Origin of the sequence: Klebsiella sp. X1-16S-Nf21 (genome assembly GCF_002837615.1) — a bacterium.
GTDB lineage: Bacteria > Pseudomonadota > Gammaproteobacteria > Enterobacterales > Enterobacteriaceae > Klebsiella > Klebsiella variicola.
This window is the reverse complement of sequence record NZ_PJDK01000011.1, coordinates 46,623-61,602: the sequence shown is the minus strand read 5'-3', so window position 1 is coordinate 61,602 and position 14,980 is coordinate 46,623. Positions and strand designations below refer to the sequence as shown.

Below are 14,980 nucleotides of genomic sequence, written 5' to 3'. Positions count from 1 at the left end.
GCAAATTTTCAAAGGTGGAATATGGTTCGCGCAAAACTGAAATTCCGGCTGCATCGTGCGGTCATTGTCCTTATCTGTCTGGCGCTGCTCGTCGCACTGATGCAGGGCGCCTCGTGGTTCAGTCAGAACAGTCAGAAACAACGCAATCCGCAGCTGGAAGAGCTGGCCCGCACGCTGGCGCAGCAGGTGGTACTGAATCTCGTGCCGCTGATGCGCAGCGAAACACCGGACGAGAAGCGCATTAATCAACTGTTGACGCAGCTGACCCATAACAGCCGCGTACTGGACGCCGGCGTGTATGACGAACAGGGCGACCTGGTGGCACGCTCTGGCGAAAGCGTCGAGGTTCGCGACCGGCTGGCGCTGGATGGCAAAAAAGCCGGCGGCTACTTCAACCAGCAGATTGTCGAGCCGGTTCCGGGAAAAAACGGCCCGCTGGGCTACCTGCGTCTGACCCTCGATACTCATACCCTGGCGACCGAGGCGAAGCAGGTGGATAATACCACCAATATATTACGCCTGATGCTGTTGCTGTCCCTGGCTATCGGCGTGGTGCTAACCCGCACGCTGCTGCAGGGCAAACGCACCCGCTGGCAGCAATCGCCCTTCCTGCTCACCGCCAACAAGCCGGTTGAGGATGAAGACGATGAAAAGAAAGGAAATCTATAATGTCCACATTGCGCCTCCTGCTCTCTGACTCTTACGACCCGTGGTTCAACCTGGCGGTCGAGGAGTGTATTTTCCGCCAGATGCCCGCCACCCAGCGGGTGCTGTTCCTGTGGCGCAATGCCGATACCGTGGTCATCGGCCGCGCGCAGAATCCGTGGAAGGAGTGTAATACTCGCCGCATGGAGGAAGATCACGTGCGGCTGGCCCGTCGCAGCAGCGGCGGCGGCGCGGTGTTCCACGACCTCGGCAATACCTGCTTTACCTTTATGGCAGGCAAACCGGAGTACGACAAAACCGTCTCCACCGCTATCGTGCTGGCGGCGCTCAATTCACTCGGCGTAACCGCCGAAGCCTCCGGGCGCAACGATCTGGTGGTCAAAACCGACAGCGGCGATCGCAAGGTGTCTGGTTCCGCCTATCGCGAAACCATCGACCGCGGTTTCCATCACGGCACCCTGCTGCTGAATGCCGATTTAAGTCGCCTCGCTAACTACCTTAACCCGGACCAGAAAAAGCTACAGGCCAAAGGCATTACCTCGGTGCGAGGTCGCGTGGCGAACCTGGTTGAGCTGCTGCCGGGCATTACCCATCAGCACATTTGCGAGGCGATTCAGGAGGCGTTCTTCAACCATTACGGCGAACGGGTGGACGCCGAGGTGATCTCCCCTGACAACACGCCGGACCTGCCGAATTTTGCTGAGACCTTCGCCCGCCAGAGCAGTTGGGAGTGGAACTTCGGCCAGGCGCCGGCCTTCTCTCATCTGCTGGACGAGCGCTTTCGCTGGGGCGGCGTTGAGCTGCATTTTGATGTCGAGAAAGGCCATATCACCCGCGCACAAGCCTTTACCGATAGCCTGAACCCGGCGCCGCTGGAGGCCCTGGCGGCACGCTTAGTTGGCTGTCAGTATCGGGCGGAAGTCTTGCAGCAGCAGTGTGAGGCGCTGGTCGGCGATTTCCCGGAGCAGGAAGCGGAACTCAAAGAACTGTCGGCGTGGATGGCCGGCGCGGTGCGCTAATAAAAAAAGCCCGCTGCGCTTAGCGGGCCTGGAAAACCGTAGGCCGGGTCAGGCGAAGCCGCCACCCGGCACAACAGGTCTTATTCTTTATCGCCCAGCAGTACCGATTCCAGTGCGATTTTGATCATATCGTTGAAGGTCGTCTGACGCTCAGCGGCAGTGGTCTGCTCGTGAGTACGGATGTGGTCGGAGACGGTGCAGATGGTCAGCGCTTTCGCGCCGAATTCTGCCGCCACGCCGTAGATCCCGGCCGCTTCCATTTCCACGCCCAGGATGCCGTATTTTTCCATCACGTCGAACATGGACGGGTCTGGCGTATAGAACAGGTCAGCGGAGAAGATGTTGCCTACGCGCGCGTCAACGCCCAGCGCTTTCGCCGCGTCTACCGCGTTACGCACCATGCCGAAATCGGCAATTGCCGCGAAATCATGGTCTTTGAAACGCAGACGGTTCACTTTAGAGTCGGTGCACGCGCCCATGCCGATCACCACGTCACGCAGTTTGACATCTTCACGCACCGCGCCGCAGGAGCCCACGCGGATGATTTTCTTCACGCCGAAATCGGTGATCAGCTCCTTGGTGTAGATTGAGCAGGACGGGATACCCATCCCGTGGCCCATCACGGAGATTTTGCGGCCTTTATAAGTACCGGTGAAGCCCAGCATGCCGCGCACGTTGTTCACTTCACGCACGTCTTCAAGGAAGGTTTCTGCAATGTGCTTCGCGCGCAGCGGGTCGCCCGGCATCAAAACGACGTCAGCGAAATCGCCCATTTCTGCGTTAATGTGAGGAGTTGCCATCTTCAGTTCCTTTTACATTGTTGTTTTTGCCGGGTGGCGGCTACGCCTTACCCGGCCTACAAATCGTAGGCCCGGATCGCTGTGCGCCACCGGGCAATGACCTCAGAACATGGCTTTGCCATATTCCATGTCAGACGTACCAAAGTATTTCGCAATAGTCTGGCCGATGTCCGCGAAGGTTTCACGGTGACCGAGCGAACCCGGTTTCACTTTCGGGCCATATACCAGCACCGGAATATGCTCGCGGGTATGGTCGGTACCGGTCCAGGTCGGGTCACAGCCGTGGTCGGCGGTGAGGATCAGAATGTCGTCTTCGCCAACCAGCTCCATCAGCTCCGGCAGACGGCGATCAAACAGCTCCAGACCCGCCGCGTAGCCGGCGACATCGCGACGGTGGCCCCAGGAGGAGTCAAAGTCGACGAAGTTAGTGAAGACGATGGTCTCGTCGCCCGCTTCCTTCATCTCTTTGATGGTCGCGTCGAACAGCGCGTCCAGCCCGGTGGCTTTCACTTTCTTAGTGATGCCGCAGTTGGCGTAGATGTCGGCGATTTTACCCACGGACACCACGTGGCCGTTCTTCTCGTCAACCAGCTTCTGCAACACGGTCGGCGCCGGCGGTTCGACCGCCAGATCGTGACGGTTGCCGGTACGCTGGAAGTTACCGGCTTTGTCGCCGATAAACGGACGGGCGATGACGCGGCCAATGTTATAGCCGCCTTCGGTCAGCTCTTCACGCGCGATTTCGCACAGCTCATACAGCTTGTCGAGGCCAAAGGTCTCTTCGTGACAAGCGATCTGGAACACCGAGTCAGCGGAGGTATAGAAGATCGGTTTCCCGGTTTTCATATGTTCTTCGCCGAGCTGATCGAGGATCACCGTCCCGGAGGAGTGGCAGTTGCCGAGGTAGCCCGGCAGGTTCGCACGCTTCACCAGCTTATCCAGCAGCTCCTGCGGGAAGCTGTTTTCATGGTCGCTAAAGTAGCCCCAGTCAAACAGCACCGGCACACCGGCGATTTCCCAGTGACCGGACGGCGTATCTTTACCAGAAGAGAGTTCATGCGCCCAGGCATAGGCACCAATCACTTCGGCATTGCCATCCATTCCGGCGGCAATTTTACCGGTAGAACCTTCATGCGCTTTCACCAGACCCAGACGGGTCAGGTTCGGTAAATTCAGCGGGCCCTTGCGGCCATTGTCAGCCTCGCCTTTGGCGCAGGCTTCCGCAATGTGGCCCATCGTATCGGCGCCGACGTCGCCAAAGCGGTCAGCGTCTTCCGTTGCACCAATCCCAAAGGAGTCCAGCACCATGATAAATGCACGTTTCATCTTGTTCTCCATACATCTTGCGCTGCAAAAAAGCGATCAGATCAGTATATCGCTATTCAGTGATGCGGCGATAGACTGTCGGTGTAATTTCCGGGGCTTTATCGTCCAGTTTAATGGCCGCTTTGACCGCTTTCGCGGCCTCCTGCCAGCTGTTCTCGTCTTTGGCATGGATCACCGCCAGCGGACGCTGTCCGTCAACGTGGTCACCCAGACGCGCCATATCGGTAAAGCCAACGCTATAGTCAATGGTATCTGATGCCTGGCGGCGGCCGCCGCCCATAGAAACCACTGCCATTCCCAGCGCGCGAGTATCCATCGCGCTGATAAAACCTTCGGTATCAGCATAGACCGCTTTGCTCAGCATCGCCGTCGGCAGATAATGATCATAATTCTCGACAAAGTCGGTCGGCCCTTTCTGCGCCGCGACCATGCGGCCAAAGACTTCCGCCGCTTTACCGTTATCCAGCACCGCCTGCAGCTTCGCGCGCGCCTCGGCGTCATCCGCCGCCAGCTTGCCGGAGATCAGCATTTCCACACACAGCGCCATCGTCACGTCGAACAGGCGTGGGTTGCGATATTCGCCGGTCAGGAACTGCACCGCTTCGCGAACTTCAACGGCGTTGCCGGCGCTGGATGCCAGCACCTGATTCATATCGGTCAGCAGCGCGGTGGTACGCACGCCAGCGCCGTTGGCAACACCCACGATCGCTTCGGCCAGCGCGGCAGAGAGTTCATAAGTCGGCATAAAGGCGCCGCTGCCGACTTTGACGTCCATCACCAGCGCGTCCAGCCCTTCCGCCAGTTTCTTGGCCAGAATCGAGGCGGTAATCAGCGGGATGGAGTCCACCGTCGCGGTAATATCGCGGGTGGCATAGAAACGTTTGTCGGCCGGAGCAAGCGAGCTGGTCTGCCCGATAATCGCCACGCCGACATCTTTAATAATCTCGCGAAAGCGGTTGTCGTCCGGGAAGATATCGAAGCCCGGGATCGCTTCCAGTTTATCCAGCGTACCGCCGGTATGGCCGAGGCCACGCCCGGAGATCATCGGTACATAACCGCCGCAGGCGGCCACCATTGGCCCCAACATCAGCGAGGTCACGTCACCCACGCCGCCGGTGGAGTGTTTATCGACGATCGGGCCGTTGAGGTTAAGGCTTTTCCAGTTGAGAACGGTGCCGGAATCCCGCATCGCCATGGTCAGCGAAACACGCTCCGGCATGGACATATCGTGGAAGAAAATGGTCATCGCCAGCGCGGCGATTTGCCCTTCTGAGATAGTATTGTCGCGGATGCCGTTGATGAAAAAGCGGATCTCTTCATCGCTTAATGCATGACCATCACGTTTTTTACGAATAATTTCTTGTGCGAGAAACACGGTAACCTCCCAAAGAGAATAAATTGCCGGATGACGGCGCGAGCGCCTTATCCGGCCTACAGGCATCCATTCGTAGGCCGGATAAGCGCAGCGCCATCCGGCAAATCAAGGGATTAGTAGCTGCTGGCGCTCTTGCCGTCGCCGTGACCCAGCGCTTTCAACAGGCTAGCCAGCAGGCTGGATGCGCCAAAACGATAGTGACGAGAATCGGCCCAGTCGGCGCCGAACAGTTCATCAGCGATCGCCAGGAACTGCTGCGCATCTTCCGCGCTGCGTACGCCGCCGGCAGGCTTGAAGCCAACGGTTTTCTCAACGCCCATATCGCGGATCACTTCCATCATGATGCGCGCGCTTTCCGGCGTCGCATTCACCGGCACTTTACCGGTCGAAGTCTTGATAAAGTCAGCGCCTGCCTTGATAGAGATTTCAGACGCTTTGCGGATCAGCGCTTCTTCTTTCAGCTCACCGGTTTCGATGATCACTTTCAGCAGCACGTTGGCCGCCGCGCAGGCCTCTTTACAGGCTTTCACCAGCTCGAAACCGACCTGCTCGTTGCCGGCGATCAGCGCGCGGTACGGGAAGACCACGTCCACTTCATCGGCACCGTAAGCGATCGCTGCGCGGGTTTCCGCCAGCGCAATGTCGATATCGTCATTACCGTGCGGGAAGTTGGTGACCGTGGCGATGCGAATATCCGGCGTTCCTTGCTCGTTCAGCGTTTTACGGGCAATCGGGATGAAGCGCGGGTAGATACACACCGCCGCAGTGTTACCCACCGGGGTTTTCGCCTGATGACACAGGGCAATGACTTTCTCATTGGTGTCGTCGTCATTCAGGGTGGTCAGGTCCATCAGTTTTAACGCGCGCAGGCTGCTTGCTTTTAAATCAGTCATTTCATACTCCGCCGGCGTCATGCCGGATCAATAGTTTGTTCACCTTGCGAGTCTGTTACTATTGTAACATCCACTCGCTGTTACACTTCGACATTCATCACAGTTAATGAAAACTACTTACTAATTTGCATTACTGTGATGTGATGCAAGTCACAATTAATCATCCATCATCGCGACGCTTACCTGTACGTCCTGTTTAAGCATAACCGGCAAAGCGCAGTGAGTGATGATGTTATTATTCTAACATATCCTACTAAGGTTTCTCGACGCCATGGCGCACAATTTGTGCACATCGTCGCCATAAACAACAGTTTATTATTGAGATATAAAGAATTTTAGATGGACAAAAAAATGATGGAATTATCACAGCAGGCCAAAATCGAGGCCTGATTCGTCTCAGGCGGAAAAGGAGAGGCTTAGCCCGCGAGCGCGGAAAAGAGGCTTTTTGTATTCGCCAACACCGCGGCTTCAATCGTCGGTGCCGGTTCCGCGCGCAGTTCACATAGCGCGTCAAATACGCGCGCCACCTGTTCAGGGCGGTTGGGCTGACCCTGAAAACCATTCAGCGGCATATCCGGCGCATCGGTCTCCAGCAGCAGCGCGGAAAGCGGCAGACGCGCCATCACTTCGCGGGTTTTGCTGGCGCGCGGATAGGTAATAGTGCCGCCAACGCCAATCTTATAGCCGAGCTGAACGAAGCGCTCGGCCTGCTGTAGGCTGCCGGCGAAGCCATGTACCACGCCGGTGCGCGGCAGGGCATGTTTTTTCAGCAGCATCGCCAGCTTATCGTGGGTACGTCGGGAGTGGAGGATCACCGGCAGATCGTAACGCTTCGCCAGCCTCAGTTGCTCCTCCAGCAGCGCTTGCTGGCGGTCAAACTGCGGATCGTCGCGATAGAGATCGAGGCCAATCTCCCCCACCGCCACCAGTTTTGGCGGACGCAGGGACAGACACCTCTCCAGCTGCGCCAACCCCTCATCGGCATGCTGCTCAATGACGATCGGATGCATGCCCAGCGCGGCGTACAGCGCCTCATGCTGCGCCGCCAGCGCCAGCACCCGGTTAAAACGCGCAGCGGAGATGGCCGGGACAATGATCTGCCCGACACCGGCCTGGGCCGCGCGCGCCAGGCTGGCGGTTTCATCCTCGGCGAAGGGAGGAAAATCGAAGTGGCAGTGGGTATCGATAAAACGGTGGCTCATGCCAGATCCTCATGATCAAAGCTGGCGTCATTCGCCTGCGGTGCAGGAATGACAGTCGCCTGAGGCGCTTCATTGGCCACCGGTACGGGCGGCACCACCACCGGCGCAGCCCGGGCAATACGCGGCGCATGGCGCAGCAGCGGCGGCTGGTCGGCCAGCAGTTTACCCACCGTCGCCAGGAAATAGCGGCCACACTGACGTCCGGTTTTGTAGTCCTCCAGCAGCGCCGGCAGTCGACTGCCAAGCGCCATACTGCGCAATGGCCGCTGCGGGTAGATTTCGAAGATCCGCAGCTTACCGGGCGGCTTCTCGATGAACTGCTGGATAGCGCGGTAAGTGTTTTCGTGGTGGTGCACCAGATTGACCAGCGGCTGCAGGCTGCTCTCCCCCAGCCAGCGCTCCATCCGCTTAAACCACTGCGGGGTATAAAACATCTGCGAGGGGACGGTACGGATCACCACGATGGTCTGCGCGCCGCGGCGGGCCGCCTCCTGCACCGGGATCGCATCGCTGACGCCGCCGTCAAGGTAGCTGACGCCGTCGAGCAACACGCCGCTGCGATAAAAGCCGGGGATGGCGCTGGAGGCGCGGATCAGGTCCAGCCAGGTTTGCGGCGTCGGCGAAAAATAGCTGGCAGAGTAATCGTCACCGCGGCAGGCGCACAGCCACAGCTCTTTCCCCAACGCGAACTGCGCTTCAGCATAATTCATGGCCAGCGGCATCTGCTGCGAAGTGGCCTCCACCAGCCAGTCGAGATCGATAAGGTTGCCGCCGCGCACAAAGCGCATCGGATCGAAAAACTGGCGTGAGGTGGTGTAGCGGGTGATAACTTTGCGGGCATAGCCTTGCTGATTACACATGTAGGCGGAGAGGTTTTGCGCGCCGGCGGAGGTCCCCAACATCAGATCAAAGGGGTTAAATCCGGCGCGCATAAATTCGTCCAGCACCCCGGCAGTAAAAATCCCTCGCTGTCCCCCGCCTTCGCATACCAGCGCCAGCTTACCTGGTCGGAAGGGTTTAACCGCCAGCGGGGCGATATTGCCCAGCGTGACGGGAATGCGTTGCCCCACCCTGCTTTCCTGTTCGATTGGTCTTCTCCTGACAAGGTAACGCAATTTGCCCATCGCTTAAACCGCGAAAGCCAGTCCGCAGGACTGGCTTTGTGTAAGATGACGTGTCAGTAAAAATGCTCAGGCTTCAGCATCGCCCGCATCGCGGGCCACCTAAGGACGTCTGCGTCCTGTAAACAGGCTCACCAGGAACAGGATAATCCCGACGACAAAGACGATTTTCGCGGCGCCAGCGGCAGTACCCGCCAGACCACCAAAGCCCAGGGCCGCAGCAATTAATGCAATGACCAGAAAAATAATTCCCCATCGAAACATACTTTTCTCCTTACCATAATGGACGGTGAACAGCGGTTTGCGCACCCTTTCTGTATAGCTCATCGCTCAGAGGATGCTGCTATTCGTTCGGCAACCTTGGCCAGACAACACTTTTGTTAATAACTCGATTTACTTAACGCTAAGATCGTTGCGGACGCTTTTCACGCCGGAGACCGCTTTCGCAATCTCTGCCGCACGCTCCGCCTGCGCCGCGGAAGCCACCGTACCGGTCAGATGCACCGCGCCGGCGTTGGTTTCGACTTTCACATTGCGCGAAGGGACAATGTCATCCGCCAGCAGCTTGGCTTTCACTTCGCTGGTAATGGCGGTATCCCCGGCATAGCCTTTCAGCGTCGCCGTCTCGCTCGATGATTTATGATGGACCGTCAGCTTGTCGTTAACGTGCGAGACGCCTTCGACCCCTTTCGCTACGCTCAGTGCCTGACTTTTCTGTTCAGTACTGGTGACGTCGCCGCTGAGGGTGACCACTTTATTCTCCGTTTTCACCGAAATATCGCCGGAGTTAATATCTTTATGGTCGATCAACGCCGCTTTTACCCGCGCGGTAATGGTGCTGTCATCCATAAAATCGCCGACTTTATTAATCGAATTGTCTACCGCCTCTCCCGCATTGCTGGCAGCCGACTTCGCACTGTCTACCGTTGTTTTTTCCGTCTCTGCCGAGGCGTTCAACGCGGCTAAGCCTAAGAAGAGCGCCAGCAACATATTGGCATTCTTTAGTCTGGTCATCGTGATGTCCTCGTTTTTTCACCAGCGCTGGCGTCTGAAAGCAGTGAATTACGCCAGCATTTTTAAAATCACGAATTAAATATAGTAGACAGACGAAGGGGTTGCGGATGATATGGACAAAAAACAGACGAATTAGCGGTGTTTTAAGAACTTTCCAGAAGGAGGGAAACGCGAGCTTGGAAAGAAAAAAGCGCGGGCTATGCCGCGCTTCATCAGGGATTAGTGCTCGCGCGTTTTGCGGAACACCACGTCAGGATAACGCTCCTGCGTCAGGTTCAGGTTGACCATTGTCGGGGCGATATAGGTCAGATTATCGCCGCCATCCAGCGCCAGCTGAACTTCGTTTTTACGTTTGAACTCTTCGAATTTCTTCACATCCGTGGATTCAACCCAGCGCGCGGTGGCCACGTTGACCGATTCGTAAATCGCTTCCACGTTGTATTCGCTTTTCAGACGCGCTACCACCACGTCAAACTGCAGCACACCAACGGCGCCGACGATCAGGTCGTTATTGGCGATCGGACGGAAGACCTGTACCGCGCCCTCTTCAGAGAGCTGAACCAGCCCTTTCAGCAGCTGTTTCTGCTTCAGCGGATCCTTCAGGCGAATACGACGGAACAGTTCCGGTGCGAAGTTCGGAATACCGGTGAACTTCATCATCTCGCCCTGGGTGAAGGTATCGCCAATCTGAATGGTGCCGTGGTTATGCAGGCCGATAATATCGCCCGGATACGCTTCTTCAACGTGAGAACGGTCGCCGGCCATAAAGGTCAGCGCGTCGGAAATCACGACGTCTTTACCGATACGCACCTGACGCAGCTTCATGCCTTTTTCATATTTGCCGGACACCACGCGCATGAAAGCCACACGGTCGCGGTGTTTCGGGTCCATGTTGGCCTGAATTTTAAACACGAAGCCGGTAAATTTCTCTTCCGTGGCGGTGACTTCACGCGTGTCGGTGTTACGCGGCATCGGCGCCGGCGCCCACTCCACCAGGCCATCCAGCATATGGTCAACGCCGAAGTTACCTAACGCAGTCCCGAAGAACACCGGGGTGATTTCGCCCGCCAGGAACAGATCTTTATCGAACTCGTTTGACGCGCCCTGCACCAGCTCCAGCTCGTCGCGCAACTGCTGCGCCAGGTCTTCCCCCACCGCTGCGTCGAGTTCCGGGTTGTTGAGCCCCTTCACGATGCGCACTTCCTGAATGGTGTGGCCTTTACCGGTCTGATACAGGTAGGTTTCATCTTTGTAGAGATGATAAACGCCTTTGAACAGCTTGCCGCAGCCGATAGGCCAGGTAATCGGCGCGCAGCCGATTTTCAGCTCATTCTCAACTTCATCCAGCAACTCCATCGGATCGCGGATATCACGGTCGAGTTTGTTCATAAAGGTGAGGATCGGCGTGTCGCGCAGACGGGTAACTTCCATCAGCTTACGGGTCCGGTCTTCAACGCCTTTCGCCGCGTCGATCACCATCAGACAGCAGTCAACCGCCGTCAGAGTACGGTAGGTATCTTCGGAGAAGTCTTCGTGCCCCGGCGTATCCAGCAGGTTCACCAGGCAGTCGTGATACGGGAACTGCATCACCGAGGTGGTGATTGAGATCCCACGCTGCTTTTCCATCTCCATCCAGTCGGACTTTGCATGCTGGCTGGAGCCACGGCCTTTTACGGTACCGGCGGTCTGAATCGCCTGTCCGAACAGCAGCACCTTTTCGGTGATGGTGGTCTTACCGGCATCCGGGTGAGAAATAATGGCAAAAGTGCGGCGTTTGGCCACCTCTTGCAGATAAGGAGACAACGTCATAATTAATCTTCTAAGTAAACGCAGCAACGGGCTGCGCATGTGGAATACGAAAAATTGCGGCTATTTTACCCATCAATGGGGGGGAGGCAATCAGTGTTTACACAGGAGCTGCTCCAGTTCGCTTAACGAGGTCACCGTCCAGTCGGGCTGCAGGTCTACCGGCAGCGTTTGCTGGTGCGCATTCAGCCAGCAGGTCGCCAGGCCGGCATTCACGCCGCCGCGGATATCCGACTCGGCGGTATCACCGACCATCAGTACTCGCGAGCGCGGTGGATTACCCGCCTGCGCCAGCGCGTAATCGAAGATGCGCGCATCCGGCTTGGCGACGCCGACTTCTTCAGAAATAATCAGTAAATCAAAGTGATCGCGTAAACCTGTGCGTTCCAGACGAGTCTGCTGCAGCGAGGTAAAACCGTTGGTGATGATGCCCATCCTGACCTTGCCCTGCAGCGCGTTGAGCAGCGAGACCGCCCCCGGCAGCGGGGCACAGATTTCCGCCATCGCATTCATAAACGCGTCGTTGAGCTCACCCGGCTTAACATTCAAACGTTCCGCCCAGCTGTCAAAGCGCTGGTGCTGCAGCTGCAGCGAGGTGATGACGCCGTTTTGATAATCCACCCACAGCGGCTTATTCACGGCCTGATAGTCCTGAAAATCTTCGGCGGTAAATGTCACGCTGTAGTCGAGAAACATCCGCTGTAAGCCGCTGAAAGAATCAAACGAAAACAACGTTTCATCGGCATCAAAGAAAATCCAGTCCCATTTCATCGTATCACCTTGTCTTACATACTGATTGGCAGAGCCATAATAATGGCGTCTTCGCGCCCGTCGACCGTCGGATAGTAGTTGCGGCGGATGGTCGCTTCGTTAAAGCCTACGCTTTCATAGAGCGCAATGGCGGCAGCGTTGGAAGCGCGCACCTCCAGCCATAGCGTGACGACGCCGCGTTTTTCAACTTCATCAATAACATGTTCCAGCAGTTCCCGTCCCAGGCCACGGCGCTGGTATGCGGGGTCGACGGCGATGTTAAACAGCGTCGCTTCATCAAGGACAATCTGAGTAATGGCAAATGCCGCCATTTCCCCATCCACTGCCAGTTGGTAATTCAGATAACGTTCACCCTGATTGCTGGCAAAGGTCTGTTCGCTCCACGGGAAAGCGTGGGCGCGTTTTTCGATTTGCCAGGCGTTGGATAAATCAGCCGTGCTGAGGGTAGAAATCGTGTTCATGTGCGCAGATTTGTTGCCAGAGCGCCCTGCGAGCAGGCGCGCTGGTCTGAAGTTCATCAAAAGCGGGGGTGGACACCTGGGCGCCCGCCAGCGGCAGCGACGCCTCTGTGCCCAACCGCCAGCTGTTGCAACGGCTGTCCTGCGGCAGCATCGCCACCCGCTCGGGGGTAAGCTGCAGGACCTGATCTGGCGTCACGGCCAGCGCGCGTAATATGTCGCCAATCAGCGGCTCTGTCAGCGACGGCAGGGTTTCTGCCACCATCACCAGACGAATATGTTCAGGAAGCGAGACAGCGATTTCGCCCTGCAACGCCCCCGGTCGGCGCAGCGACCACTGGGTAATGCCCAGCTGCTGTAATTGCCAGTCTCGTCGGGATGTCATAGCGAAACACTCCTGGTAAACAAGCGCGCAATATAGCAAATCCGTCGTATCTGCGCCAACAAACTACTATAATCGGCGCCAGTCTTAATGAAGGAGTGTTTCATGTCCGCTTTTACCCCGGCAAGTGAAGTCTTGCTGCGCCACAGTGATGATTTCGAGTCCGCCCGCGTTCTGTTTGCCGGTGACCTGCAGGATGACCTGCCTGCGCGTCTGGATACCGCGGCCAGCCGCGCTCATACCCAACAGTTCCACCACTGGCAGGTGCTGAACCGTCAGATGGGTGACAACGTCCGTTTTAGCTTAGTGGCCGAGGCCGCCGACGTCGCCGATTGCGACACCCTGATCTACTACTGGCCGAAGAACAAACCCGAGGCGCAGTTCCAGCTGATGAACCTGCTCTCTCTGCTGCCGGTGGGAATCGATATTTTCGTCGTCGGGGAAAACCGTAGCGGCGTTCGCAGCGCAGAGCAAATGCTGGCCGAATATGCCCCGCTGAATAAAATCGACAGCGCCCGTCGCTGTGGCCTCTACCATGGTCGTCTGGAAAAGCAGCCGACCTTCGACGCCGAAGCATTCTGGGGCGAGTATGCGCTGGATAATCTGACGATTAAAACGCTGCCTGGCGTGTTTAGTCGCGACGGTCTGGACGTCGGCAGTCAGCTGCTGCTGTCCACTCTCGAGCCGCATACCAAAGGGAAAGTGCTGGATGTCGGCTGCGGCGCGGGCGTGCTGGCCGCAGTGCTGGCCAGCCATTCGCCGAAGGTGCGTCTGACCCTGTGCGACGTCAGCGCCCCGGCGGTCGAAGCCAGCCGCGCGACGCTTGCCGCTAATGGTTTTGCAGGCGATGTGTTTGCCAGCAACGTCTTTTCGGAGGTCAATGGTCGCTTCGACATGATCATCTCCAACCCACCATTCCATGATGGGCTGCAGACCAGCCTCGAAGCGGCCCAGGCGCTGATCCGCGGCGCGGTTCGCCATCTGAACAGCGGCGGCGAATTGCGCATTGTCGCCAACGCCTTCCTGCCGTATCCCCAGGTACTGGATGAGACATTTGGCTTCCATGAAGTGATCGCCCAAACAGGACGGTTTAAGGTCTATCGCACCATCATGACCCGCCAGGCGAAAAAATAATCGTCTTCTGGCGCCAGCGGCCCACTTGCGGTGCCGCTGGCTCTTCTTCGCGGCAAACCCGCCCATTTTTGCAGCAATCGATACAACCTGCATAATTAACTATTGACGTGCCGCCGAAAACCACTAGAATGCGCCTCCGTGGTAACGATACTTTCATAGTGTCGATGGTATGCGAAGGTGGCGGAATTGGTAGACGCGCTAGCTTCAGGTGTTAGTGTCCTTACGGACGTGGGGGTTCAAGTCCCCCCCCTCGCACCATAATCCACAAAGATATTGCTCGCACTGGGCGAAGGTGGCGGAATTGGTAGACGCGCTAGCTTCAGGTGTTAGTGTCCTTACGGACGTGGGGGTTCAAGTCCCCCCCCTCGCACCAACGAGGCAATATCCTAAAGAAAGAATACTGTGCGAAGGTGGCGGAATTGGTAGACGCGCTAGCTTCAGGTGTTAGTGTCCTTACGGACGTGGGGGTTCAAGTCCCCCCCCTCGCACCAATATTCTTTTCTCTTCCGGCATTATCCCCCCAGTTTAAAATCCAGAATCATCAGCATTATTCCACCAATCAATGCAACGCAAGATGGCAGCAGGATAAAGTGGCGCAGTTGACGATGCCATATCATCGCTGCGGACATCAGCATGCCCACCGTGACCAGCGCCCGCCACACATCGGCCGAGACTCCGGCATACCCGAGAGCGGCAATCAGCACCCCGGGAACCACCACACCCCAACCACTCCCTAATGCCCGCTGCAACATGGTTTCACCTCTCAAAACGATAATGATAACCAATATCATATGATAACATTTATCATTTGTCATTTGCGATGTGCTTTGCGTCTTTTTCTTTACGTTCGCGGTAATGACATACATTCATGAAGGTGATAAATTAAGCGGATTATCGATATATATTAAATATTTTGCTTATTTTGCAAATAACCTTTTTTTGCACATTGTTATCAGACTCTTCATTTTTGGCTTTCATCATTTTGAAATTTAACGACTAATAATGATTCTTCC

Annotated in this window: 17 protein-coding genes and 3 tRNA genes; 7 read left to right on the top strand and 13 right to left on the bottom strand. The window is 56.7% G+C overall.

Annotated features, from left to right (window positions below):
* Positions 1-21: 21 nt before the first annotated feature.
* Together CW267_RS07640 and lplA are read left to right on the top strand one after the other, a co-directional pair.
* A complete protein-coding gene (locus tag CW267_RS07640) occupies positions 22-669 on the top strand; it encodes a YtjB family periplasmic protein (protein ID WP_012542920.1) in 648 nt (215 codons plus the stop codon).
* Entirely contained in the window at positions 669-1,685 is a 1,017-nt protein-coding gene (gene lplA, locus CW267_RS07635; protein ID WP_043875815.1) for a lipoate--protein ligase LplA, read from the top strand. Before CW267_RS07640 ends, lplA begins: the two co-directional genes overlap by 1 nt.
* Positions 1,686-1,765: 80 nt before the next feature.
* Here the strand turns inward: lplA and deoD are convergent, their stop codons facing one another.
* The 12 genes from deoD to CW267_RS07575 form a co-directional block, all read right to left on the bottom strand.
* Positions 1,766-2,485 carry a purine-nucleoside phosphorylase gene (gene deoD, locus CW267_RS07630; RefSeq protein ID WP_002887789.1) on the bottom strand — a complete coding sequence of 240 codons (720 nt, stop codon included), beginning with the start codon at positions 2,483-2,485 and terminating at the stop codon, positions 1,766-1,768.
* Positions 2,486-2,587: 102 nt separating this feature from the next.
* Complete coding sequence (gene deoB, locus CW267_RS07625) at positions 2,588-3,811, bottom strand: phosphopentomutase (protein WP_012542922.1); 1,224 nt, start codon at positions 3,809-3,811, stop codon at positions 2,588-2,590.
* A 52-nt stretch (positions 3,812-3,863) separates the two neighbouring features.
* Complete coding sequence (gene deoA / locus CW267_RS07620; RefSeq protein ID WP_008807525.1) at positions 3,864-5,186, bottom strand: thymidine phosphorylase; 1,323 nt, start codon at positions 5,184-5,186, stop codon at positions 3,864-3,866.
* Positions 5,187-5,299: 113 nt separating this feature from the next.
* On the bottom strand, positions 5,300-6,079 hold the full coding sequence (gene deoC / locus CW267_RS07615) for a deoxyribose-phosphate aldolase (RefSeq protein WP_002887784.1): 780 nt from the start codon (positions 6,077-6,079) through the stop codon (positions 5,300-5,302).
* 416 nt (positions 6,080-6,495) lie between these two features.
* Positions 6,496-7,281: a metal-dependent hydrolase gene (locus CW267_RS07610; protein WP_012542923.1), complete on the bottom strand. Its 786-nt coding sequence runs from the start codon at positions 7,279-7,281 to the stop codon at positions 6,496-6,498.
* Positions 7,278-8,351 (bottom strand): patatin family protein, encoded by a 1,074-nt coding sequence (locus tag CW267_RS07605; RefSeq protein ID WP_016160262.1) that lies wholly within the window; start codon positions 8,349-8,351, stop codon positions 7,278-7,280. Before CW267_RS07605 ends, CW267_RS07610 begins: the two co-directional genes overlap by 4 nt.
* Before the next feature lie 153 nt (positions 8,352-8,504).
* Complete coding sequence (locus CW267_RS07600) at positions 8,505-8,666, bottom strand: DUF1328 domain-containing protein (protein WP_002887716.1); 162 nt, start codon at positions 8,664-8,666, stop codon at positions 8,505-8,507.
* 129 nt (positions 8,667-8,795) lie between these two features.
* Complete coding sequence (gene osmY, locus CW267_RS07595) at positions 8,796-9,416, bottom strand: molecular chaperone OsmY (protein WP_008807528.1); 621 nt, start codon at positions 9,414-9,416, stop codon at positions 8,796-8,798.
* A gap of 219 nt (positions 9,417-9,635) precedes the next feature.
* A complete protein-coding gene (gene prfC, locus CW267_RS07590) occupies positions 9,636-11,225 on the bottom strand; it encodes a peptide chain release factor 3 (RefSeq protein ID WP_008807529.1) in 1,590 nt (529 codons plus the stop codon).
* Between the two features lie 90 nt (positions 11,226-11,315).
* The gene (gene yjjG, locus CW267_RS07585; protein ID WP_008807530.1) at positions 11,316-11,993 is read right to left on the bottom strand and encodes a pyrimidine 5'-nucleotidase; all 678 of its coding nucleotides are present in this window, start codon (positions 11,991-11,993) and stop codon (positions 11,316-11,318) included.
* A 14-nt stretch (positions 11,994-12,007) separates the two neighbouring features.
* Positions 12,008-12,454: a ribosomal protein S18-alanine N-acetyltransferase gene (gene rimI / locus CW267_RS07580; RefSeq protein WP_008807531.1), complete on the bottom strand. Its 447-nt coding sequence runs from the start codon at positions 12,452-12,454 to the stop codon at positions 12,008-12,010.
* Positions 12,423-12,836 carry a DNA polymerase III subunit psi gene (locus tag CW267_RS07575; protein WP_100781477.1) on the bottom strand — a complete coding sequence of 138 codons (414 nt, stop codon included), beginning with the start codon at positions 12,834-12,836 and terminating at the stop codon, positions 12,423-12,425. Before CW267_RS07575 ends, rimI begins: the two co-directional genes overlap by 32 nt.
* Positions 12,837-12,938: 102 nt before the next feature.
* On the opposite strand from CW267_RS07575, the gene rsmC reads away from it, so the two are divergent.
* The 4 genes from rsmC to CW267_RS07555 all read left to right on the top strand — a co-directional run bounded on the left by rsmC (position 12,939) and on the right by CW267_RS07555 (position 14,458).
* Positions 12,939-13,967, top strand: coding sequence for a 16S rRNA (guanine(1207)-N(2))-methyltransferase RsmC (gene rsmC, locus CW267_RS07570; protein ID WP_012542927.1), 1,029 nt, complete (start codon positions 12,939-12,941; stop codon positions 13,965-13,967).
* A gap of 171 nt (positions 13,968-14,138) precedes the next feature.
* Positions 14,139-14,225, top strand: a tRNA-Leu gene (locus CW267_RS07565).
* A gap of 28 nt (positions 14,226-14,253) precedes the next feature.
* A tRNA-Leu gene (locus CW267_RS07560) sits at positions 14,254-14,340 on the top strand.
* Positions 14,341-14,371: 31 nt separating this feature from the next.
* Positions 14,372-14,458 (top strand) — tRNA-Leu (locus CW267_RS07555).
* Positions 14,459-14,479: 21 nt separating this feature from the next.
* Here the strand turns inward: CW267_RS07555 and CW267_RS07550 are convergent.
* Positions 14,480-14,719: a DUF1435 domain-containing protein gene (locus tag CW267_RS07550; RefSeq protein WP_012542928.1), complete on the bottom strand. Its 240-nt coding sequence runs from the start codon at positions 14,717-14,719 to the stop codon at positions 14,480-14,482.
* 70 nt (positions 14,720-14,789) lie between these two features.
* Here CW267_RS07550 and CW267_RS30420 point away from each other — a divergent pair, with 70 nt between their 5' ends.
* Positions 14,790-14,960 carry a hypothetical protein gene (locus tag CW267_RS30420; protein ID WP_012542929.1) on the top strand — a complete coding sequence of 57 codons (171 nt, stop codon included), beginning with the start codon at positions 14,790-14,792 and terminating at the stop codon, positions 14,958-14,960.
* Positions 14,961-14,980: the final 20 nt, after the last annotated feature.